Here is a 17,541-nt window from a genome sequence, read left to right as displayed (position 1 = left end):
TAATATTAACTAATCATTAACAGAATGATAACATAATCATATTTTAATAGATTTTAATATTATGTATTTTTATGATAAGTGGTCTTAAAATTATTAATTCAACACTTAAATATATTGTTTTATTAAATTATTTGTTATATTAGTATCAAATAACATTTAATACTAAAATTAATATGAATGCTATAAAATTTATCATCTAGTTTTATTTAACTGAGCAACTAAAAAGATTTGTTATGCAATTTTAGGGAGATACTAAACTTGATTCTATAACTGTCACTCCAAAAAATTCTCATCAGCCTACAGATGCTTTCCTACAATGCATCAGGTATCGAATTGTCTTTTGTGAAAAGATAAAATGGGTTGAAAATTTTTTAAAATTTTAGAAAAATTATTAAAAATAAAAATTTACGTTATGAAAAAAACTATCATTAATTTAATCAGTAGAATTGCTCTCATTGCAATTGTTTTAATCACTTGTCGGATAAGTGCTCAAACTCCAAAAGTCCGTATAGATAATACCACACAAAGACAAAAAATTACAGGTTTTGGTGGTTTCGTATGCAGCCCGCAGTTTGCATATGACCATATGACACCTGCAGAAATCGAAAAAATGTGGGGTACAAACAGTGAGGCTGGATACAACATTATGCGGCTTTATATTCCAAGCACCAAAGCAAACTGGAGTGCAGCTCTGGCAACCGCACAGAAAGCAAAATCTTTAGGATTGATCATCTTTGCAAGTCCGTGGTCTCCACCTGCAGAATGGAAGACCAATGGTAATGAAGCAGGAACATACAATGGTGTCGAAGGTTTTTTGAAGGAAGAAAATTATGCCGATTTTGCTAATTATCTTAATGAATTTGTAGTCTATCTGAGAGACAATGGCGTAGAGTTATATGCAATATCTCTTCAGAATGAGCCGGATTATGTGGTTACTTATTCAGGGTGCACTTATACACCTGCTCAGATCACCAATTTTTTGAAGAATTATTCGGATGTCATTTCCTGTAGGATTATTGCGCCGGAAACTGTAGGGATGTCAAATACTTATGCCAGCGCACTTCTTGCTGCTGATGTATTGCCGAAATTTGAAATTTATGCAGGCCACCAATATGGCGGGATTGGATCTACATACAAAGGATTCCTTAACACAAATAAAGAAATCTGGATGACAGAGTTTTTGCTCAACTGGAATTCTAATGGCGGGACAAGAAATTTCTCTTGGAGTACAGATGCGTTTGACTTTGCGAAAAGTGTAAATGATGTGTTGGTAGGCGGAGGAAATGCCTGGATCCATTATGCTACCAAAAGATATTACGGAATGATGGGAGACGGTCAATTTGGAACCGTAGCAGGCGAAATCACTAAAAGAGGATATATACTTTCTCATTTTGCAAAATATACTACAGGTTCCAAAAGACTGGATGCGATATGGAGCGATCAGGGATCGATGCAAGGGTCGGCTTATATTAATGATTCGGGTGACAAAGTGACGCTGATGGTTTTTAATTCGTCTGCCAGCACCTATAGTCTGAAAGTGGATTTACCATTTTACACGACATCAGCGCAGAAGATTCTGACCAACGAAACAACCAATATGAGTTCTTCTAACCTGAATTTTACTGAAACATTTCGACCTACAATCCAGGTGAATCCATCAAGTGTTATCACTTTTGTTTTTGATAAAAGTAATATCAGAGAAGTTTCTAATATGACAGGACAGGATGTAAATTATAGCAAAATAGAAACGCAGACGGTTACAAATCCTGCTTTCGGAACAACCTATCAATTGAGTGGTAAAACAGCGACTTTATATAACTCTACACCATTGATTAGTTCCAATATGACAGATGCTAACGGATATATAAGTCTGGATGATCGTTACAACAAGTTGGTTTTCCATGTAAACAGTTATACAACAAGCAATTTGGCAACGTCTTCCAATACCACGCTTTATTATGTTGATAAAGCAGGAGCTGTGAAGTCTTACAATTATGGAACTGTCAATTTGCCATCATCAGGATCGTCCAATTTTGATTTGGTTTTTGATATTTCCAGAGCTGTTCTTACAACCGGATGCAAGGGAATTATAGGACTCAGAAATGGTAATTTCAGTTCGATCCTGACATTTAATTTCGGAGATGTTTATTTTGGCATTTCGAATGAAAAAGCTATGAAATTTGCCGGCGTTTATTCTGATGGCGACAGCAACCTGATGGATGTTTATGAAAATACATACTACACCTCATTGGATTTTACCAATACAACAGGCCTCAATACTTCTGCCAACTGGAAGAGCAAAATGGCGAATACTAATAGTCTTTTCTATGTCAGCGCTGGTTCAGGCTTCCTTACAACCTCAAAAGCTGCCAACTCAAACGTTGTTTCAGGAACGGTTTGTGCCTCATTAGAATTGTCGGATCAAGGCGGTGATTTTAATGCGCCTCTCACTTTCACGGCATCCAACGCTTCTTACACAAAAACAATTAATGGTTATGCTGTTATCGTTCTTCCGTTCGAAGCTAATGTCCCAATTGGCGTACAAGCTTACAATATGCTGCCCTCATCATCTAAAGTATTGTGTACAAGTGTTCCGAATGGAAAAATTCCTGCTAACACGCCGGTATTGATTAATGGAAACGGAACCTTTACTTTCACAGGATCAGGATCTGTTTCTACGCCAAAAGCAATTGTTTCAAATCAGTTCAATGCAGATTACAGCACAGTAAAAGCTTACACAGGCGGGTATGTGCTCAAAACGGTAAGTGGAACGACAGGGTTCTATAAAATTGCGAGCGGAAGTGAAACTGTTTCTTCTTTCAGTGCATATATTTCTGAAGAAAACGTCTATTCAGCTTCTATGTTACCATTAGAATTCGAGACGCTAGCTGCAGAAAATACTTCCAGTTCCAAAGTACAGATCTATCCAAACCCAGCCAAAAACGAAATTTTCGTTGACTGGAAGTCGTCTGATGCTGTTTATTCTATCATAGATGCAAAAGGAAGTGTGGTTTCTTATAAAGCAAAACTTAACATCGGCAAAAATAGAATTGATGTTTCTAAGCTTCCTTCCGGATTATATTTTATAGAAATATCCGAATCAGGGAAAAACATCAAGAGTAAATTTATAAAACAATAACCTCATTCATATTTTTTCAAATTATTTTTTAGGAAGTCACCGGTTCATTCCGGTGACTTTTTGTTTAATAATTTATAATTAAGTGTGATATATACATTTATTTAAAATAGAATGTTATATTTGTTTATAGTAGAATTGGTATTTCTTCAGTCTGAAATAAAATTCGTCTTCCGAAAGCATTTTTAAATATTTCCTAATGAAAAAGATTATACTTGCCTTATTCATCTTCATTTGCGCATTTTCATCCGCACAGAATTACAAATATCCTTTCCAAAATCCCAATCTTCCAGTCGAACAAAGAATAGAAAATCTTCTCGGATTATTGACGGTCGATGAAAAAATCGGAATGATGATGGATAATTCCAAAGAAGTTCCAAGACTCGAAATTCCCGCTTACGGATGGTGGAACGAAGCGCTTCACGGTGTTGCAAGAGCCGGAACAGCGACTGTTTTCCCTCAGGCTATTGGTCTGGCGGCAACCTGGGACGTTCCGGAACATCTCAAAACTTTTGAAATGATTTCCGACGAAGCCAGAGCAAAATACAATAAATCTTTTGATGAAGCCAGTAAAACCGGACGTTACGAAGGTCTGACATTCTGGACTCCGAATATCAATATTTTCCGTGACCCTAGATGGGGAAGAGGTCAGGAAACATACGGAGAAGATCCTTATTTAACTTCTGTTCTCGGTGTTGCTGCGGTAAAAGGCTTGCAAGGAAATGACCCAAAATATTTCAAAACCCACGCCTGCGCCAAACATTTTGCCGTTCACAGCGGTCCGGAATGGAATCGCCATTCTTACAACGCAGAAGTTTCCAAAAGAGATTTGTATGAAACTTATCTTCCTGCTTTCAAATCTTTGGTTTTAGAAGGAAATGTAAGGGAAGTGATGTGTGCTTATAACGCTTTCGACGGACAACCGTGTTGCGCCAACAATACTTTGCTTACTGAAATTCTCCGTGGTAAATGGAAGTATGACGGAATGGTAGTTTCCGATTGTTGGGCTTTGGCAGATTTCTATCAGGAAAAATATCACGGAACCCATCCCGATGAAAAGACAGCAGCATCAGACGCATTAAAGCATTCAACTGATTTGGAATGCGGAGATACGTATAACAATCTTAATAAATCTCTTGCCAGCGGATTAATCACCGAAAAAGACCTCGATATATCAATGCGCAGAATCCTGAAAGGCTGGTTTGAATTAGGTATGCTTGATCCAAAATCGTCCGTGCATTGGAACCAGATTCCATATTCGGTGGTGGATTCGGATGAACACAAGAAACAGGCTTTGAAAATGGCTCAAAAGTCAATCGTACTGATGAAAAATGAGAAGAATGTTCTTCCTTTAAATAAAAATATTAAAAAAATCGCAGTCGTTGGTCCCAATGCCGATGACGAAATTATGCAATTAGGAAATTACAACGGAACGCCTTCTTCAACGGTTACGATTTTAGATGGAATCAAGGCAAAATTTCCAAACGCTGAAATCATTTATGAAAAAGGAAGTGAAGTCGCAGATCCTACGGCAAGAACTTCGCTCTATCAAAATTTTGTCAGTCAGAAAAACGGACAAAAAGGGATGAAGGTAGAATTTTTTAATAATAATGAATTCAAAGGTCAACCGGCCAATACATCAGTCAATAATACTTCAATCACGTATAATAGTTTTGGCGGGACACAACTCGCTGCGGGAGTTGCTAGAGAAAATACATCGGCAAGAATATCAGGTATTTTTAAGAGCAGCTATTCCGGCGAAGTGATATTTTCTGCCGCAACATCAGATATTTACACGCTTTTTGTTGACGGCAAAGAAATCGCCACCAGAAAAGGTCCTGACGCAAGACATCCTTCAGAATTTCCTGTAAAAATGGAGAAAGGAAAAGAATATCAGATAGAACTTCGTCATTCCCAAAAAGGTAAATATGTGAGTATTGCTTTTGAAGTGTATAAAAAAGACCCTGTAGATTTCGCTTCAGTAAAGGAAAAAGTAAAAGATGCAGACGTCATTATCTTCGCAGGCGGACTTTCCCCAAATCTTGAAGGCGAAGAAATGTTGGTAAGCGCCGAAGGTTTCAAAGGTGGCGATAAAACCTCGATAGAACTTCCAAAAGTTCAGCGTGAATTACTAGCGGAATTAAGAAAAACCGGAAAACCTGTTGTTTTCGTTTTGTGTACAGGAAGTTCGCTTGGTTTGGAGCAGGACGAAAAAAATTATGATGCGTTGCTGAATGCCTGGTACGGCGGGCAATCCAGCGGCACTGCAGTTGCAGATGTTTTGGCAGGCGACTACAATCCTTCAGGAAGATTGCCGATTACTTTTTACAAAAATCTTGAGCAATTGGATAATGCACTTTCTAAAACCAGCAAGCATAAGGGTTTTGAAAACTACGATATGCAGGGAAGAACCTACCGTTATATGACGGAAAAACCTTTGTACGCTTTCGGTCACGGCTTGAGTTATTCAAAATTTACTTATGGGAATGCTAAATTGAATAAAAATACCATCAGTTCTAATGAAAATATCACGATAACGATTCCGGTTACCAACATTTCAGAAAGAGACGGTGAAGAAGTTGTTCAAGTTTATGTGAAAAGAAATAACGATGCTTTGTCGCCTGTAAAGACTTTAAGAGCTTTTGAAAGAGTTTTGATTAAATCTAAAGAAACAAAGAATATTCAACTCACAATTTCCAATGAATCATTCAAATTTTACGATGAAAAAGCCGATGATTTGGTTTCAAAACCTGGAGATTACACCATTTTTTACGGTGGAACGTCTGATAATGCAGGATTGAAAAGTATGCAGTTAAAAGTCAAATAAACTATTCTCAATTTAGGAAACCTTATAGGTTTTTAAAACCTATAAGGTTTATCAATAAACAGAAATACCACTCAATTTAAAAGTTTATGTGAGCGTAGTCGAAGTGTATGTTTGAACAATCAAAAAATAGTATCAATGAAAACTAAAAATAAAATATTTACCCTTCTTCTTTCAGGTTGCGTTGCATTTTCATCGGCGCAAACCTCAAGGTTTACTTTAGGTTTGGACGGAAGTCCTACCAACATCAAAATCCAGCCAACGATGTACGGAATTTTCTTTGAGGATATCAACTTTGCAGCAGATGCCGGTATTTATGCCGAGCTCATCAAAAATCGAAGTTTTGAATTTGATGAACCGTTGACGGGCTGGAAACAGCAAAACACAAAAACACTTTCTCCGAATTTAGATTCCGGTTTTTTGACTATTTATTCGGATAATTCCAAAACCAATAAAAACTACGCAAGAGTAACTGTTTATAATGACAAGAATTATATTTTGGAGAATGAAGGTTTCAGAGGAATCGGACTTCATCAGAACTCGAAGTATGATTTTAGTTTCGACTTGGAAAATGTATCCGGAAACATTTCTGCCGTCAATGCAAGTCTGATTGATGAAAACGGAAAGATAATCTCGACAGTTCCTATTCTTATCAAAGGAAAAGGATGGCAAAAATATACGGCTGTTTTTTCTCCATCAAGAACAGTTGAAAAAGCAAAACTTCAAATCACTTTTACCGGAAACGGCGTGGTAAATATGGATATGATTTCGCTCTTCCCGCAAGACACTTGGAAGGGACGAAAAGGTGGTTTGCGAAAAGATTTGGTTCAGAAATTATATGATTTGCAACCTGGATTTTTACGTTTTCCCGGTGGCTGTATTGTCGAAGGAAGAACACTTGCAGAAAGATATCAATGGAAAAAAACTTTAGGAAATTTCGCCGACAGAGAATATCTCATCAACAAATGGAGTTCAGGTTTTGCACATCGTCTCACTCCCGATTATTACCAGTCGTTTGGTTTAGGTTTTTATGAATATTTCCAGCTTTCCGAAGATTTGGGAGCAGAGCCGTTACCGATTTTAAGTTGTGGAATGGCGTGCCAGTTCAACACAGCCGAACTGGTTCATTTGGAAGAATTAAATCCTTTTGTTCAGGATGCTTTGGATTTAATTGAATTTGCCAACGGTGATATAAATACAAAATGGGGTAAAATTCGTGCTGAAATGGGACATCTGAAACCATTCAATATGAAATATATCGGTGTTGGGAACGAACAGTGGGGAGAAGATTACATAGAGCGTTACAAGATTTTTGAAAAAGCTATTCACGCCAAATATCCCGATATCAAAATCATTTCAGGAAGCGGACCGTCGCCCGACGGAGAATTCTTTGAATACGGTTGGAAAGAACTCAAGAAACTCAATGCGCAGATTGTGGATGAACATTATTACAATTCGCCCGAATGGTTTACAAAAAATGCCGGAAGATATGATGATTACGACCGTTCGGGACCAAAAGTGTTTGCCGGAGAATATGCTGCTCAATCGGTTGGAGTAGTGAAACCAGATAACAAAAACAACTGGCAGACTGCACTTTCCGAAGCCGCTTTTATGACCGGACTTGAAAGAAATGCCGATGTGGTCACGATGACTTCTTATGCTCCGCTTTTCGCCCACGCAGATGGTTGGCAATGGACACCGGATTTGATTTGGTTTAATAATTTACAATCCTACGCAACACCAAATTATTACGTTCAAAAATTGTTTTCAAATAATAAAGGAACCGATTTAATTAAAATTTATGAAAATGGAAATGCCGTAAAAGGTCAAAATCAGCTTTTTGCATCTGCAGTTCTAGACAGCAAAAAAGGTGAAACAATCATCAAAATTGTCAATACAAATTCTCAAGAAAGATCAATTGAAATCAATCCAAAAAATATCAAATTGGGAAGCAAACTGACCAAAACAACCTTAACTGCGTCACAACTTTCGGACGAAAATAATTTCCAAACAGAAAACATAAAACCTCTTGAAGAGAATTCTGTGATTAAAAAAGGGAAATTTTCTGTTCAAATCCCAGCCAGTTCTTTCGTTGTTTTAAAGATAAAATAGCCTTTAAGTATCATCAATAAAAGAAAAATAAAAATTAAGTGTAATATTTACATTTATTTAAAATAAAAATTTATATTTGTTTAAATCTCTTATATAGAAATGTAATGATTCTTAAGATTGATGCAAGTATCCAATCAGCTCCGTAGGAGCGATATGTTTGTAGAAAAGATTTAAGTCACACATTATGCACGCCGTAGGTGTGCTACATATTACATAAATTATTAGAGATGTCACCCTGAACCAAGCTTGTGCTGAGCCTGCCGAAGTAAAGGGGCTACCAAAATAAAAATTAATAAAAAATTAATTCATCGCAACAATGAAGAAATACGTTATCGGATTAGATTATGGAACAGATTCCGTTCGTGCAGTCCTGATTGATACAGAAAACGGAGCCGAGCTCGCAACATCCGTAAGCTACTACCAAAGATGGAAAGAAGGAAAATTCTGTCAGCCGGAACAAAATCAATTCCGTCAGCATCCGCTTGACCATATCGAAGGCTTGGAAAAAACCATTTCCGATGTTGTCAAAGAAAGTGGAGTAGCTCCTGAAAGTATTGTCAGCATCTGTATCGATACTACTGGTTCATCGCCGCTTCCGGTAAATAAGGAAGGAATTGCGTTGTCTCTGACTCCCGGATTTGAAGAAAATCCAAATGCAATGATGGTATTGTGGAAAGACCATACTTCAATTTCAGAAGCCGAGGAAATCAACCATTTGGCGAGAAATTGGGGCGGCGAAGATTATACCAAATTTGAAGGCGGAATCTACTCTTCCGAATGGTTTTGGGCAAAAATTCTTCACATCAACAGAGCTGATGAAAATGTAAAAAATGCGGCTTACAGCTGGATGGAACATTGCGATTATATTACGTTTTTGCTTTCCGACAATCAGGATTTGACAACATTTAAAAGAAGCCGTTGCGCAGCGGGTCACAAAGCGATGTGGCACGAGTCGTGGGACGGATTGCCGTCAAAGGATTTCCTCGGTCAGTTGGACGCATCTTTAGCTGAACTTCGTGACAGATTGTACGATAAAACCTACACTTCCAATGAGGTTGCAGGAAATTTAAATCAAGAATGGGCTGCGAAATTAGGATTAACAACCAACACCGTGATTGCCGTAGGAACTTTCGATGCGCATTCCGGAGCAGTCGGTGCAAAAGTGGAGGAGAACACGCTAATCCGAATTATGGGAACCTCAACCTGCGATATTATGGTGGCACCCAACGAAATTATAGGAGATAAAACCGTCAAAGGAATTTGCGGACAGGTCAACGGTTCGGTTATTCCTGGATTGATTGGTCTTGAGGCTGGTCAGTCGGCGTTCGGAGATTTGTTGGCTTGGTACAAAGATATTCTGATGTGGCCAACGCAAAATATTCTGATGACTTCTAATATCATCGATGACAATCAAAAACAACAATTAAAGGAAGAAATAGAACACAATCTCATCCGAAATCTGACTTTGGAAGCCGAAAAAATTCCTCTTTCCGAAGCCGTTCCTATCGCACTGGATTGGGTGAACGGAAGGAGAACTCCCGATGCCAATCAGGAACTGAAAGCGGCTATCAGCAATCTTTCACTCGGAACAAAAGCGCCGCATATTTTCAAAGCGTTGGTAAATGCCATTTGTTTCGGTTCCAAAAAAATCGTTGACCGTTTCGAAGAAGAAGGCGTGAAAATCGAAAAAGTAATCGGAATCGGCGGTGTAGCCAGAAAATCGCCGTTCATTATGCAGACCTTGGCAAATGTCCTCAATATGCCGATTGCTGTAGCATCATCCGACCAGGCTCCGGCTTTGGGAGCAGCAATTTACGCCGCTGTTGCCGTAGGAATTTATCTTAATGTACAGGAGGCAAGTCAAAAAATGGGTTCCGATTTCGAAGCCGAATATTTCCCGCAGGCAGAGCACGTAGAAAAGTATGCAGAATTAATGAATCAATATCAGATTCTTGGAGACTTCACAGAAAATAATATCAAGTCAAAGAAGAAGTTGATCGTTGACAGTTTGTAGTTGATAGAAATCACATTCAATTTTAAAATAAAAACTAACAACTAAAATTTTTATGGCAGCTATATCCGTCTTCCACTCCCGCTTTTTGCTCGTCGTACCTCCTCACAAAAAGAGCTCCGTTCAAGCCGGGCTGCGTGCAATTCGCTGTTCCAAAAGAACTCGAAGGGTTCAATATTCATAGCCGTAGGTGAAACCTATGGATTCAAAAATACAGATTTTCAATAAATATTTAAATAAAATGAGCATTTATAAAGAACTCCAGAGAGAATGTTACGAAGCCAATATGCAGTTGGATGCCTTGAAGCTTGTCGTTTATACATTCGGGAACGTAAGTGCCGTCGACCGTGAAAAAGGAATCTTTGCCATCAAACCAAGCGGCGTTCCGTATGAAATCTTAAAACCGGAAGACATCGTGATTTTAGATTATGATGCCAATGTGGTTGAAGGAAATTTAAGACCTTCGTCCGACACCAAAACCCACGCTTACCTCTACAAAAACTGGGAAAACATTGGCGGAATTTCTCACACTCACGCCATTTATTCGGTAGCTTGGGCGCAGGCACAAATGGACATTCCTATTTTCGGAACGACACACGCAGACCACCTGACTTCGGATATTCCCTGTGCACCACCGATGCACGATAATTTAATCGAAGGAAACTACGAATACAACACTGGAATCCAGATTCTTGATTGTTTTAAAGAAAAAGAATTGTCTTATGAGGAAGTCGAAATGGTACTTATCGGAAATCACGGACCATTTACTTGGGGTAAAAATGCTGATAAAGCCGTTTACAACAGCAAAGTTCTGGAAACCATTGCAGAGATGGCGTACCGCACAAGACAAATCAACCCGGATGCACCACGCCTTAAAGATTCGCTCATCAAAAAACATTACGAACGAAAACACGGCAAAAACGCCTATTACGGACAGTGAAAACTTTTTGCGGTAAACAAACCTTCAAGGTTTTTAAAACCTTGAAGGTTTAATTATAAAACAAAAACCATTATTATCATTTATCATTTATCATTTATCATTTATCATTTATCATTTATAAAATATGTTAACACCTCTCAATACAAAAGAAATCTGGTTTATCACCGGAAGCCAGCATTTATACGGACCTGAAACATTAGCGCAGGTTGCAGAACATTCACAGAAAATTGTTGAAGCGCTTAATATTTCTTCATCAATTCCGGTAAAAGTTGTTCTGAAACCAACGGTAAAAACTACGGAAGAAATTTTTGAAACCCTTACAGCCGCTAATTTCTCAAAAGACTGTATCGGAATTGTAACCTGGATGCACACGTTTTCACCTGCAAAAATGTGGATTCGTGGATTGACCGCTTTGCAAAAACCAATGCTGCATTTGCATACACAGTTCAATCAGGATATTCCGTGGTCTACGATGGATATGGATTTTATGAATTTGAATCAGGCAGCGCACGGCGATCGTGAATTCGGGTTTATGGTAAGCCGTCTCCGCAAAAACCGAAAAGTAGTTGTTGGACATTGGGCTGACGAAAGAGTTCAGAAACAAATCGGAGAATGGAGTCGTGTTGTAGCAGGCTGGGACGATTGGCAAGGTGCAAAATTTGCCCGTTTTGGCGACAATATGAGATATGTTGCCGTAACCGATGGTGATAAAGTAGAAGCAGAAACCAAATTCGGATTTTCGGTAAACACTTGGGGAATCGGAGATTTGGTAAGTGTTGTCAATTCCATTGGCGATGGCGAAATCAAAACTTTGATAGAAGAATATGAAGCCTCATACAAAATGGCGGAATCTCTCCTTTCAGGCGGAAGCAACAGAAAATCTCTTGAAGCCGCTGCAAGAATAGAATTAGGTTTAGAAAAATTCCTGAAAGACGGAAATTTCAAAGGTTTCTCAGATACTTTTGAAGACCTTCACGGTTTGGAACAACTTCCGGGAATTGCCGTTCAGAGGTTAATGGAAAAAGGTTATGGTTTTGCAGGAGAAGGTGACTGGAAAACAGCGGCTTTGGTTCGTGCAATGAAAACAATGGGACAAGGTCTTGAAGGTGGAAACGTATTTATGGAAGATTACACTTATCATCTCAATCCTTCAAATCCTTCGGTTTTAGGCTCTCATATGCTGGAAGTTGATCCTGTTCTAGCGGTTGACAAACCATCTTGTGAAATTCATCCGTTGGGAATTGGTGGAAAGGCAGACCCGGTTCGTTTGGTTTTCAATTCAAGAGGAAATATTGATTCTCTCAATGCTGCTTTGATGGATTTTGGAAATCATTTCAGGCTTTTAATTAATAAAACAAAAGCGTTGGAAATTACCGAAGAATTACCAAAACTTCCTGTGGCAAGAGTTCTTTGGAAGCCGCTTCCTGATTTGTACACGGCTGCAGAAGCCTGGATTTTGGCTGGTGGAGCGCATCACACGTGTTACAGTGAAAACATCAGTGCAGAGCAGCTGGAAGATTTTGCAGAAATTGCAGGAATTGAATCTCTTGTTATCGATGAAGACACAAAAATCCGTGATTTTAAGAATACCCTTCGCTGGAATGAAATTTATTATCGTTAATCTTGCAAAATCATTCAGACTATGAAAAAAATAACTTATAACCTGATTATTATTGCGCTTTTATGTATTTTCGGGTGCAATAAAAAAGAAAATAATAATCAGACTCAAAAAGAGAATATGGAAAACATACAGGTTTCAGATTACGGAGTGACAGCGAAAGGCGATTCCATCAAAAAATATACCTTAACGAATAAAAACGGAATGAAGGTGGAAGTCATCAATTTTGGTGGAATTATCACTTCGCTCACAGCTCCCGATAAAAACGGAAAATATGAAGATGTCGTTTTAGGTTTTACAAAACCGGAAGATTATTTCAACGGAAATCCTTACTATTTCGGCGCTTTGATTGGTCGTTACGGAAACAGAATTGCCAACGCAAAATTCACTTTGGAAGATAAAACTTATGACATCGATAAAAACGACGGTCCTAACAGTCTTCACGGTGGAAAAGAAGGTTTCCATACCAAATTCTGGAATATTGAAACTGTAAAAGATGCGAAATTCCCGACGTTGAAACTGACTTATACAAGTGAAGACGGCGAAGAAGGTTATCCCGGAAAACTGACGACCACTGTTTTATATACTTTGACAGACGATAATGCTTTGGAGATTTCTTACGAAGCTACAACGGATAAAGCAACGGTTGTGAATCTTACCCAGCATTCGTACTTCAACCTTTCAGGGAATTTCTCAAAAACGATTACCGACCACGAATTGCAAATCAATGCAGATAAATTCACACCAGTGAATGAAACTTTAATTCCTACTGGAGAACAGAAAGCAGTAAAAGGAAGTCCTTTTGATTTCACAGTTTCAAAACCGATTGGAAAAGATATCAATGCTGGAGACGATCAGTTGAAAAAAGGGAAAGGCTATGACCACAACTGGATTCTAAACGGAAACGGAATGAGAAGCATCGCTAAAGTATATCATCCTGAATCGGGAAGAGTGATGGAAGTTTTGACAGACGAACCGGGTGTTCAGTTCTATTCCGGAAATTTCTTAGATGGAAAATTTGATACCAAAACAGGTGGCAAAAATGAATTCAGAACAGGCTTCTGTTTGGAAACCCAGCATTTCCCGGATTCTCCGAATCAGGCTTCTTTCCCTTCAACAGAGTTGAAGCCGGGACAAAAATATCAGACTAAAACGATTTATAAATTCTCAGTTAAAAAATAAATTATGGGAAACTTAGCAACGATTGATATCATCATATTTCTTGTTTATTTTTTGGTGGTAGCCGGTTACGGAATCTGGATTTACAACAGAAAAAAATCTGCAGCCACGGGCAGTAAAGATTATTTCCTTGCAGAAGGCTCACTTACCTGGTGGGCGATTGGTGCCAGTTTGATTGCTTCCAACATTTCGGCGGAGCAGTTTATCGGGATGAGTGGGGAAGGATTTTTCGTAGGAATTGCTGTGGCAGCTTACGAATGGATTGCAGCGATTGCATTGATTATCATTGCGGTTTGGTTCATTCCGATTTATCTTAAAAATAAGATTTATACAATGCCCCAATTTCTGGAAACCCGTTACAACAAATCGGTTTCTTTGATTATGGCAGTTTTCTGGCTTTTTCTTTACGTTATTGTAAACCTTACTTCAATTCTTTATTTAGGAGCTTTGGCTATTGATACTTTATTGGGCGGAGATAATTTACATATTATAATGATTGGATTGCTTCTAATGGCATTATTAATCGGTCTTGGAGGAATGAAAGTAATCGGATACACCGACGTTATTCAGGTGGCGGTTTTGATTATCGGAGGTTTTGCAACGGTTTATATGGCATTGCAAATAGTTGACCAGAGAATCAACGGCGTGGCTGTAGGAAATGCTTTTGCAGGTTTTCAGACTTTGATGAACGAAGCACCGCAACACTTCAAATTAATGCTTGATAAGCCAACGACAACTACTACAACTTTGGCAATGCCGGAAAATCTGAATGTTCAGAAATATGTGGTTCTACCGGGCTTGGCGATGTATTTTGCAGGTCAGTGGATTGTTAACCTAAATTATTGGGGATGTAACCAATACATTACCCAACGTGCTTTAGGTGCTGATTTGAAAACAGCAAGAACCGGAATTTTATTCGCAGGATTTCTGAAATTATTTATGCCGATTATCGTAATGCTTCCGGGAATTGCAGCGTATGTTTTATATACAAAAGGACATTTGCCTGGTTTCAATGGGGTAAAAGATGGTGCTTATTCAGCTATTTTAGGATTTTTGCCAACGGGGCTTAAAGGTCTTGCAGTTGCAGCATTGACGGCGGCAATTGTTGCGTCATTGGCGGGAAAAGTAAACAGTATTTCCACAATTTTCACTTTAGATATTTATAAAAAATACCTGAAAGCCGATGCAACCGAAATCCAGATGGTAAGAACAGGACGTTGGGCAATTATCATCGCAATGGCTGTTGCTTTGGCATTTACGTGGACGGATGTTTTGGGAATCGGAGGAGAAGGTGGTTTCACGTTTATTCAGAAATATACAGGATTCATCAGTCCGGGTGTTTTTGCGATGTTCCTTTTGGGAATGTTCTGGAAGAGAACAACAGGAACAGCAGCTTTAGTAGGTGTTCTTCTTGGCTTTTTACTGGCGATTTTCTTCAACAGTTTTGCAGTAGATATTTTCGGGAAAGAAACTTGGTTGTACACCGCTTTCACGTATGAAAAACTAGAGAATGGCGTGGTTCACACGATTACGGAAATTCCGTTCCTGATTAATATGGGATGGTCATTCTTTATCACCGTTGTTGTGATGGTGATGATAAGTTTAACCGGTCCGAAAGTGAATCCGAAAGCTTTTGCGATTGATGCAACGATGTTCAAAGTAGATAACAGGACTTTGGTTATGATTGTAGTGACGGTTCTTTTACTGACCGCACTTTATGTAAGATTCTGGTAATTTTAAAATAAATTAAAAATAGGATGTCGTTATGGGCATCCTATTTTTGTTTAGTTTAAAAAAATGGAGAATCTTCGGTATAAATTCCTCCGATTTTCGTAAGTTCGTTATTGACATCATATTCAGATACATAAGGATTTATAACGCATAAGAATAAATGAAAAAAACAATACTTATTATTATACTTTTTGTTTTCAGTTTAGGTTTTGGACAATCAAAAAAGAAAATGACAGATGAAGAAAAACTTACAAAATGTATTACAGAAAATACCAATTACTTTGTTTTTGAAGGACAAAAACCAAACGGAAAAGGCTGGGAGATTCTCGAAAATCTTTTTGCAGAAAACCAATTTGTAGCCTGGGGAGAATACCATAATTCGCCATTGCTCTCACAATTGACAAAATATGCTCTGGAAAGTGCTTCGAAAAATGGCTACAAAATCTGGTGTGTAGAAACAAGTCCATTTGCAGCATCGGAGCTTATGCATATTGCTAAAACCAAAAATCCATTCGAAACTTTTTTAGAAATTAAACAAAAAAGACCAAATTTCACGACGTTTCCTTTTTTTGAAACTGGGGAAGATTTTGCGATGCTTTCAGCAGCAGCTAAGCTTGGGTATTCCATTTGGGGAATCGATCAGGAGTTTCAAATGTCATTTCCTTACTGTCTTGAAAAATCATTTGGATCTCTTCCGGAAAAAAAACAAGGAAAATTAAAAGCCGTATATGATAGTTTACAAACAAAATGGTGGAATCCTGAACCTAAACTTTTAGATAGTCTTAAAAAAGAAGTTAAGCAGCCTAATTTAAAAAGAATGCTGGATGATATTAAAATCTCGAAAGATATTTACTACTACAGTGATAATCAAAAACGGGCAGATCTGATGAAAGCAAATTTTTTTGCCTATTATGATACTTCAAAAAATAAAAATGAAAAAGTATTCTTTAAAATGGGTAGTAATCATTTAGCAAAAGGAATGAATCTGGAAACCAATTTATATGATATTGGTAATGCTGTTTACGAACTTTCACAAAGAAATAAGACCAAATTTTCTAATGTCTATTGTATGGTCAGATATACAGAAGACAAAGGAATTATAACAGATGATCTGGAAGAAAAAGATAATCAAAATCCCAAGGTGTTTTCCAAATTATATGACAAAGAAAAATGGGTGTTGGTTGACCTTAGAAGCTTGAGGCTTAAAATGAGGTATGATAATACGATTACTTCAGACACTTATAAAATTATTGAAAAATACGATTACGTTTTAATATCGCCTGAAATCCTGAAATAATGTTTTTATTTTAAGGTTATTACCCTGAGTAATTTTAATTTAAAACTTTGAAAAAACACCTCCTTTTTATCGACACCGAAACCACGGGAATTCCAAAACGTTGGGATTTGCCTTATTCGGACACAGATAACTGGCCTTCAGCGGTTCAGGTTTCGTGGATTATTTATGATGAAAACGGTAACGAAATTAAAAGAGAAAATTGTTATATTGATATCGACGATTTAAAAATTAGTACAAAATCATTCAAAATACACGGAATTACCAAAGAATTTTTAAGCAGAAACGGACAAGCAAGAAGTTTTGTTTTAGAAAAACTTTCAGCAGATATTCAAAAATATCAACCGTTAATCATTGGACATTTCACAGAATTTGATATTGATACGTTGAGCTGTGACTTTTACAGAGCAAATCTGGAAAATCCTTTTCAGCAAAGTCATTTTTACTGTACAATGCTTAAAAGTAAAGACTATAATTTGAATCCAAACGTCAATTATCTTCGTTTGAACCAGCTTTTTGAATTTCTTTTCAATGAAAAAATGGAACGCTCTCACGATGCGATGATTGATGCGGAAATGACGGCGAAATGTTTCTTTGAAATCCGTTCCCGTGAAGAAATATCGGAAGACGAATTTCAGAAAATACATCACGAAATCGAATCTAAATTGAAATTTTTAACAAATAAAATGAAATAAT

10 protein-coding genes are annotated in these 17,541 nt (G+C 37.7%); all 10 read left to right on the top strand.

Going from position 1 to position 17,541, the window contains the following annotated elements; genetic code table 11:
* Window positions 1-412 precede the first annotated feature (412 nt).
* Window positions 413-3,139 carry a T9SS type A sorting domain-containing protein gene (locus ACFJGY_RS11070; RefSeq protein WP_379963856.1) on the top strand — a complete coding sequence of 909 codons (2,727 nt, stop codon included), beginning with the start codon at window positions 413-415 and terminating at the stop codon, window positions 3,137-3,139.
* 196 nt (window positions 3,140-3,335) lie between these two features.
* Complete coding sequence (locus tag ACFJGY_RS11065) at window positions 3,336-5,963, top strand: glycoside hydrolase family 3 C-terminal domain-containing protein (RefSeq protein WP_379963854.1); 2,628 nt, start codon at window positions 3,336-3,338, stop codon at window positions 5,961-5,963.
* Window positions 5,964-6,098: 135 nt separating this feature from the next.
* On the top strand, window positions 6,099-8,072 hold the full coding sequence (locus tag ACFJGY_RS11060; RefSeq protein WP_379963852.1) for an alpha-L-arabinofuranosidase C-terminal domain-containing protein: 1,974 nt from the start codon (window positions 6,099-6,101) through the stop codon (window positions 8,070-8,072).
* Between the two features lie 316 nt (window positions 8,073-8,388).
* Entirely contained in the window at window positions 8,389-10,086 is a 1,698-nt protein-coding gene (locus ACFJGY_RS11055; RefSeq protein WP_379963850.1) for a ribulokinase, read from the top strand.
* Between the two features lie 238 nt (window positions 10,087-10,324).
* Window positions 10,325-11,023, top strand: coding sequence for an L-ribulose-5-phosphate 4-epimerase (locus ACFJGY_RS11050; protein WP_379963848.1), 699 nt, complete (start codon window positions 10,325-10,327; stop codon window positions 11,021-11,023).
* A gap of 124 nt (window positions 11,024-11,147) precedes the next feature.
* Complete coding sequence (gene araA / locus ACFJGY_RS11045) at window positions 11,148-12,644, top strand: L-arabinose isomerase (protein ID WP_379963846.1); 1,497 nt, start codon at window positions 11,148-11,150, stop codon at window positions 12,642-12,644.
* A gap of 21 nt (window positions 12,645-12,665) precedes the next feature.
* Window positions 12,666-13,823, top strand: a complete 1,158-nt coding sequence (locus tag ACFJGY_RS11040) for an aldose epimerase family protein (protein ID WP_379963844.1) — start codon at window positions 12,666-12,668, stop codon at window positions 13,821-13,823.
* A gap of 3 nt (window positions 13,824-13,826) precedes the next feature.
* Entirely contained in the window at window positions 13,827-15,554 is a 1,728-nt protein-coding gene (locus ACFJGY_RS11035; RefSeq protein WP_379963842.1) for a sodium/solute symporter, read from the top strand.
* Window positions 15,555-15,711: 157 nt separating this feature from the next.
* Complete coding sequence (locus ACFJGY_RS11030; RefSeq protein ID WP_379963840.1) at window positions 15,712-16,848, top strand: hypothetical protein; 1,137 nt, start codon at window positions 15,712-15,714, stop codon at window positions 16,846-16,848.
* Between the two features lie 47 nt (window positions 16,849-16,895).
* Window positions 16,896-17,540, top strand: coding sequence for an exonuclease domain-containing protein (locus ACFJGY_RS11025; RefSeq protein ID WP_379963838.1), 645 nt, complete (start codon window positions 16,896-16,898; stop codon window positions 17,538-17,540).
* Window position 17,541 lies beyond the last annotated feature (1 nt).

Source organism: Epilithonimonas sp. UC225_85 (assembly GCF_042695135.1).
Taxonomy (GTDB): domain Bacteria; phylum Bacteroidota; class Bacteroidia; order Flavobacteriales; family Weeksellaceae; genus Epilithonimonas.
The sequence above is the reverse complement of the archived record's forward strand: the minus strand, read 5'-3'. Positions and strand labels throughout refer to the sequence as shown.

Coding starts and splice junctions, on each gene's coding strand:
- ACFJGY_RS11070 (WP_379963856.1), top strand. CDS start 413: ATGAAAAAAACTATCATTAATTTAATCAGTAGAATTGCTCTCATTGCA.
- ACFJGY_RS11065 (WP_379963854.1), top strand. CDS start 3,336: ATGAAAAAGATTATACTTGCCTTATTCATCTTCATTTGCGCATTTTCA.
- ACFJGY_RS11060 (WP_379963852.1), top strand. CDS start 6,099: ATGAAAACTAAAAATAAAATATTTACCCTTCTTCTTTCAGGTTGCGTT.
- ACFJGY_RS11055 (WP_379963850.1), top strand. CDS start 8,389: ATGAAGAAATACGTTATCGGATTAGATTATGGAACAGATTCCGTTCGT.
- ACFJGY_RS11050 (WP_379963848.1), top strand. CDS start 10,325: ATGAGCATTTATAAAGAACTCCAGAGAGAATGTTACGAAGCCAATATG.
- araA (WP_379963846.1), top strand. CDS start 11,148: ATGTTAACACCTCTCAATACAAAAGAAATCTGGTTTATCACCGGAAGC.
- ACFJGY_RS11040 (WP_379963844.1), top strand. CDS start 12,666: ATGAAAAAAATAACTTATAACCTGATTATTATTGCGCTTTTATGTATT.
- ACFJGY_RS11035 (WP_379963842.1), top strand. CDS start 13,827: ATGGGAAACTTAGCAACGATTGATATCATCATATTTCTTGTTTATTTT.
- ACFJGY_RS11030 (WP_379963840.1), top strand. CDS start 15,712: ATGAAAAAAACAATACTTATTATTATACTTTTTGTTTTCAGTTTAGGT.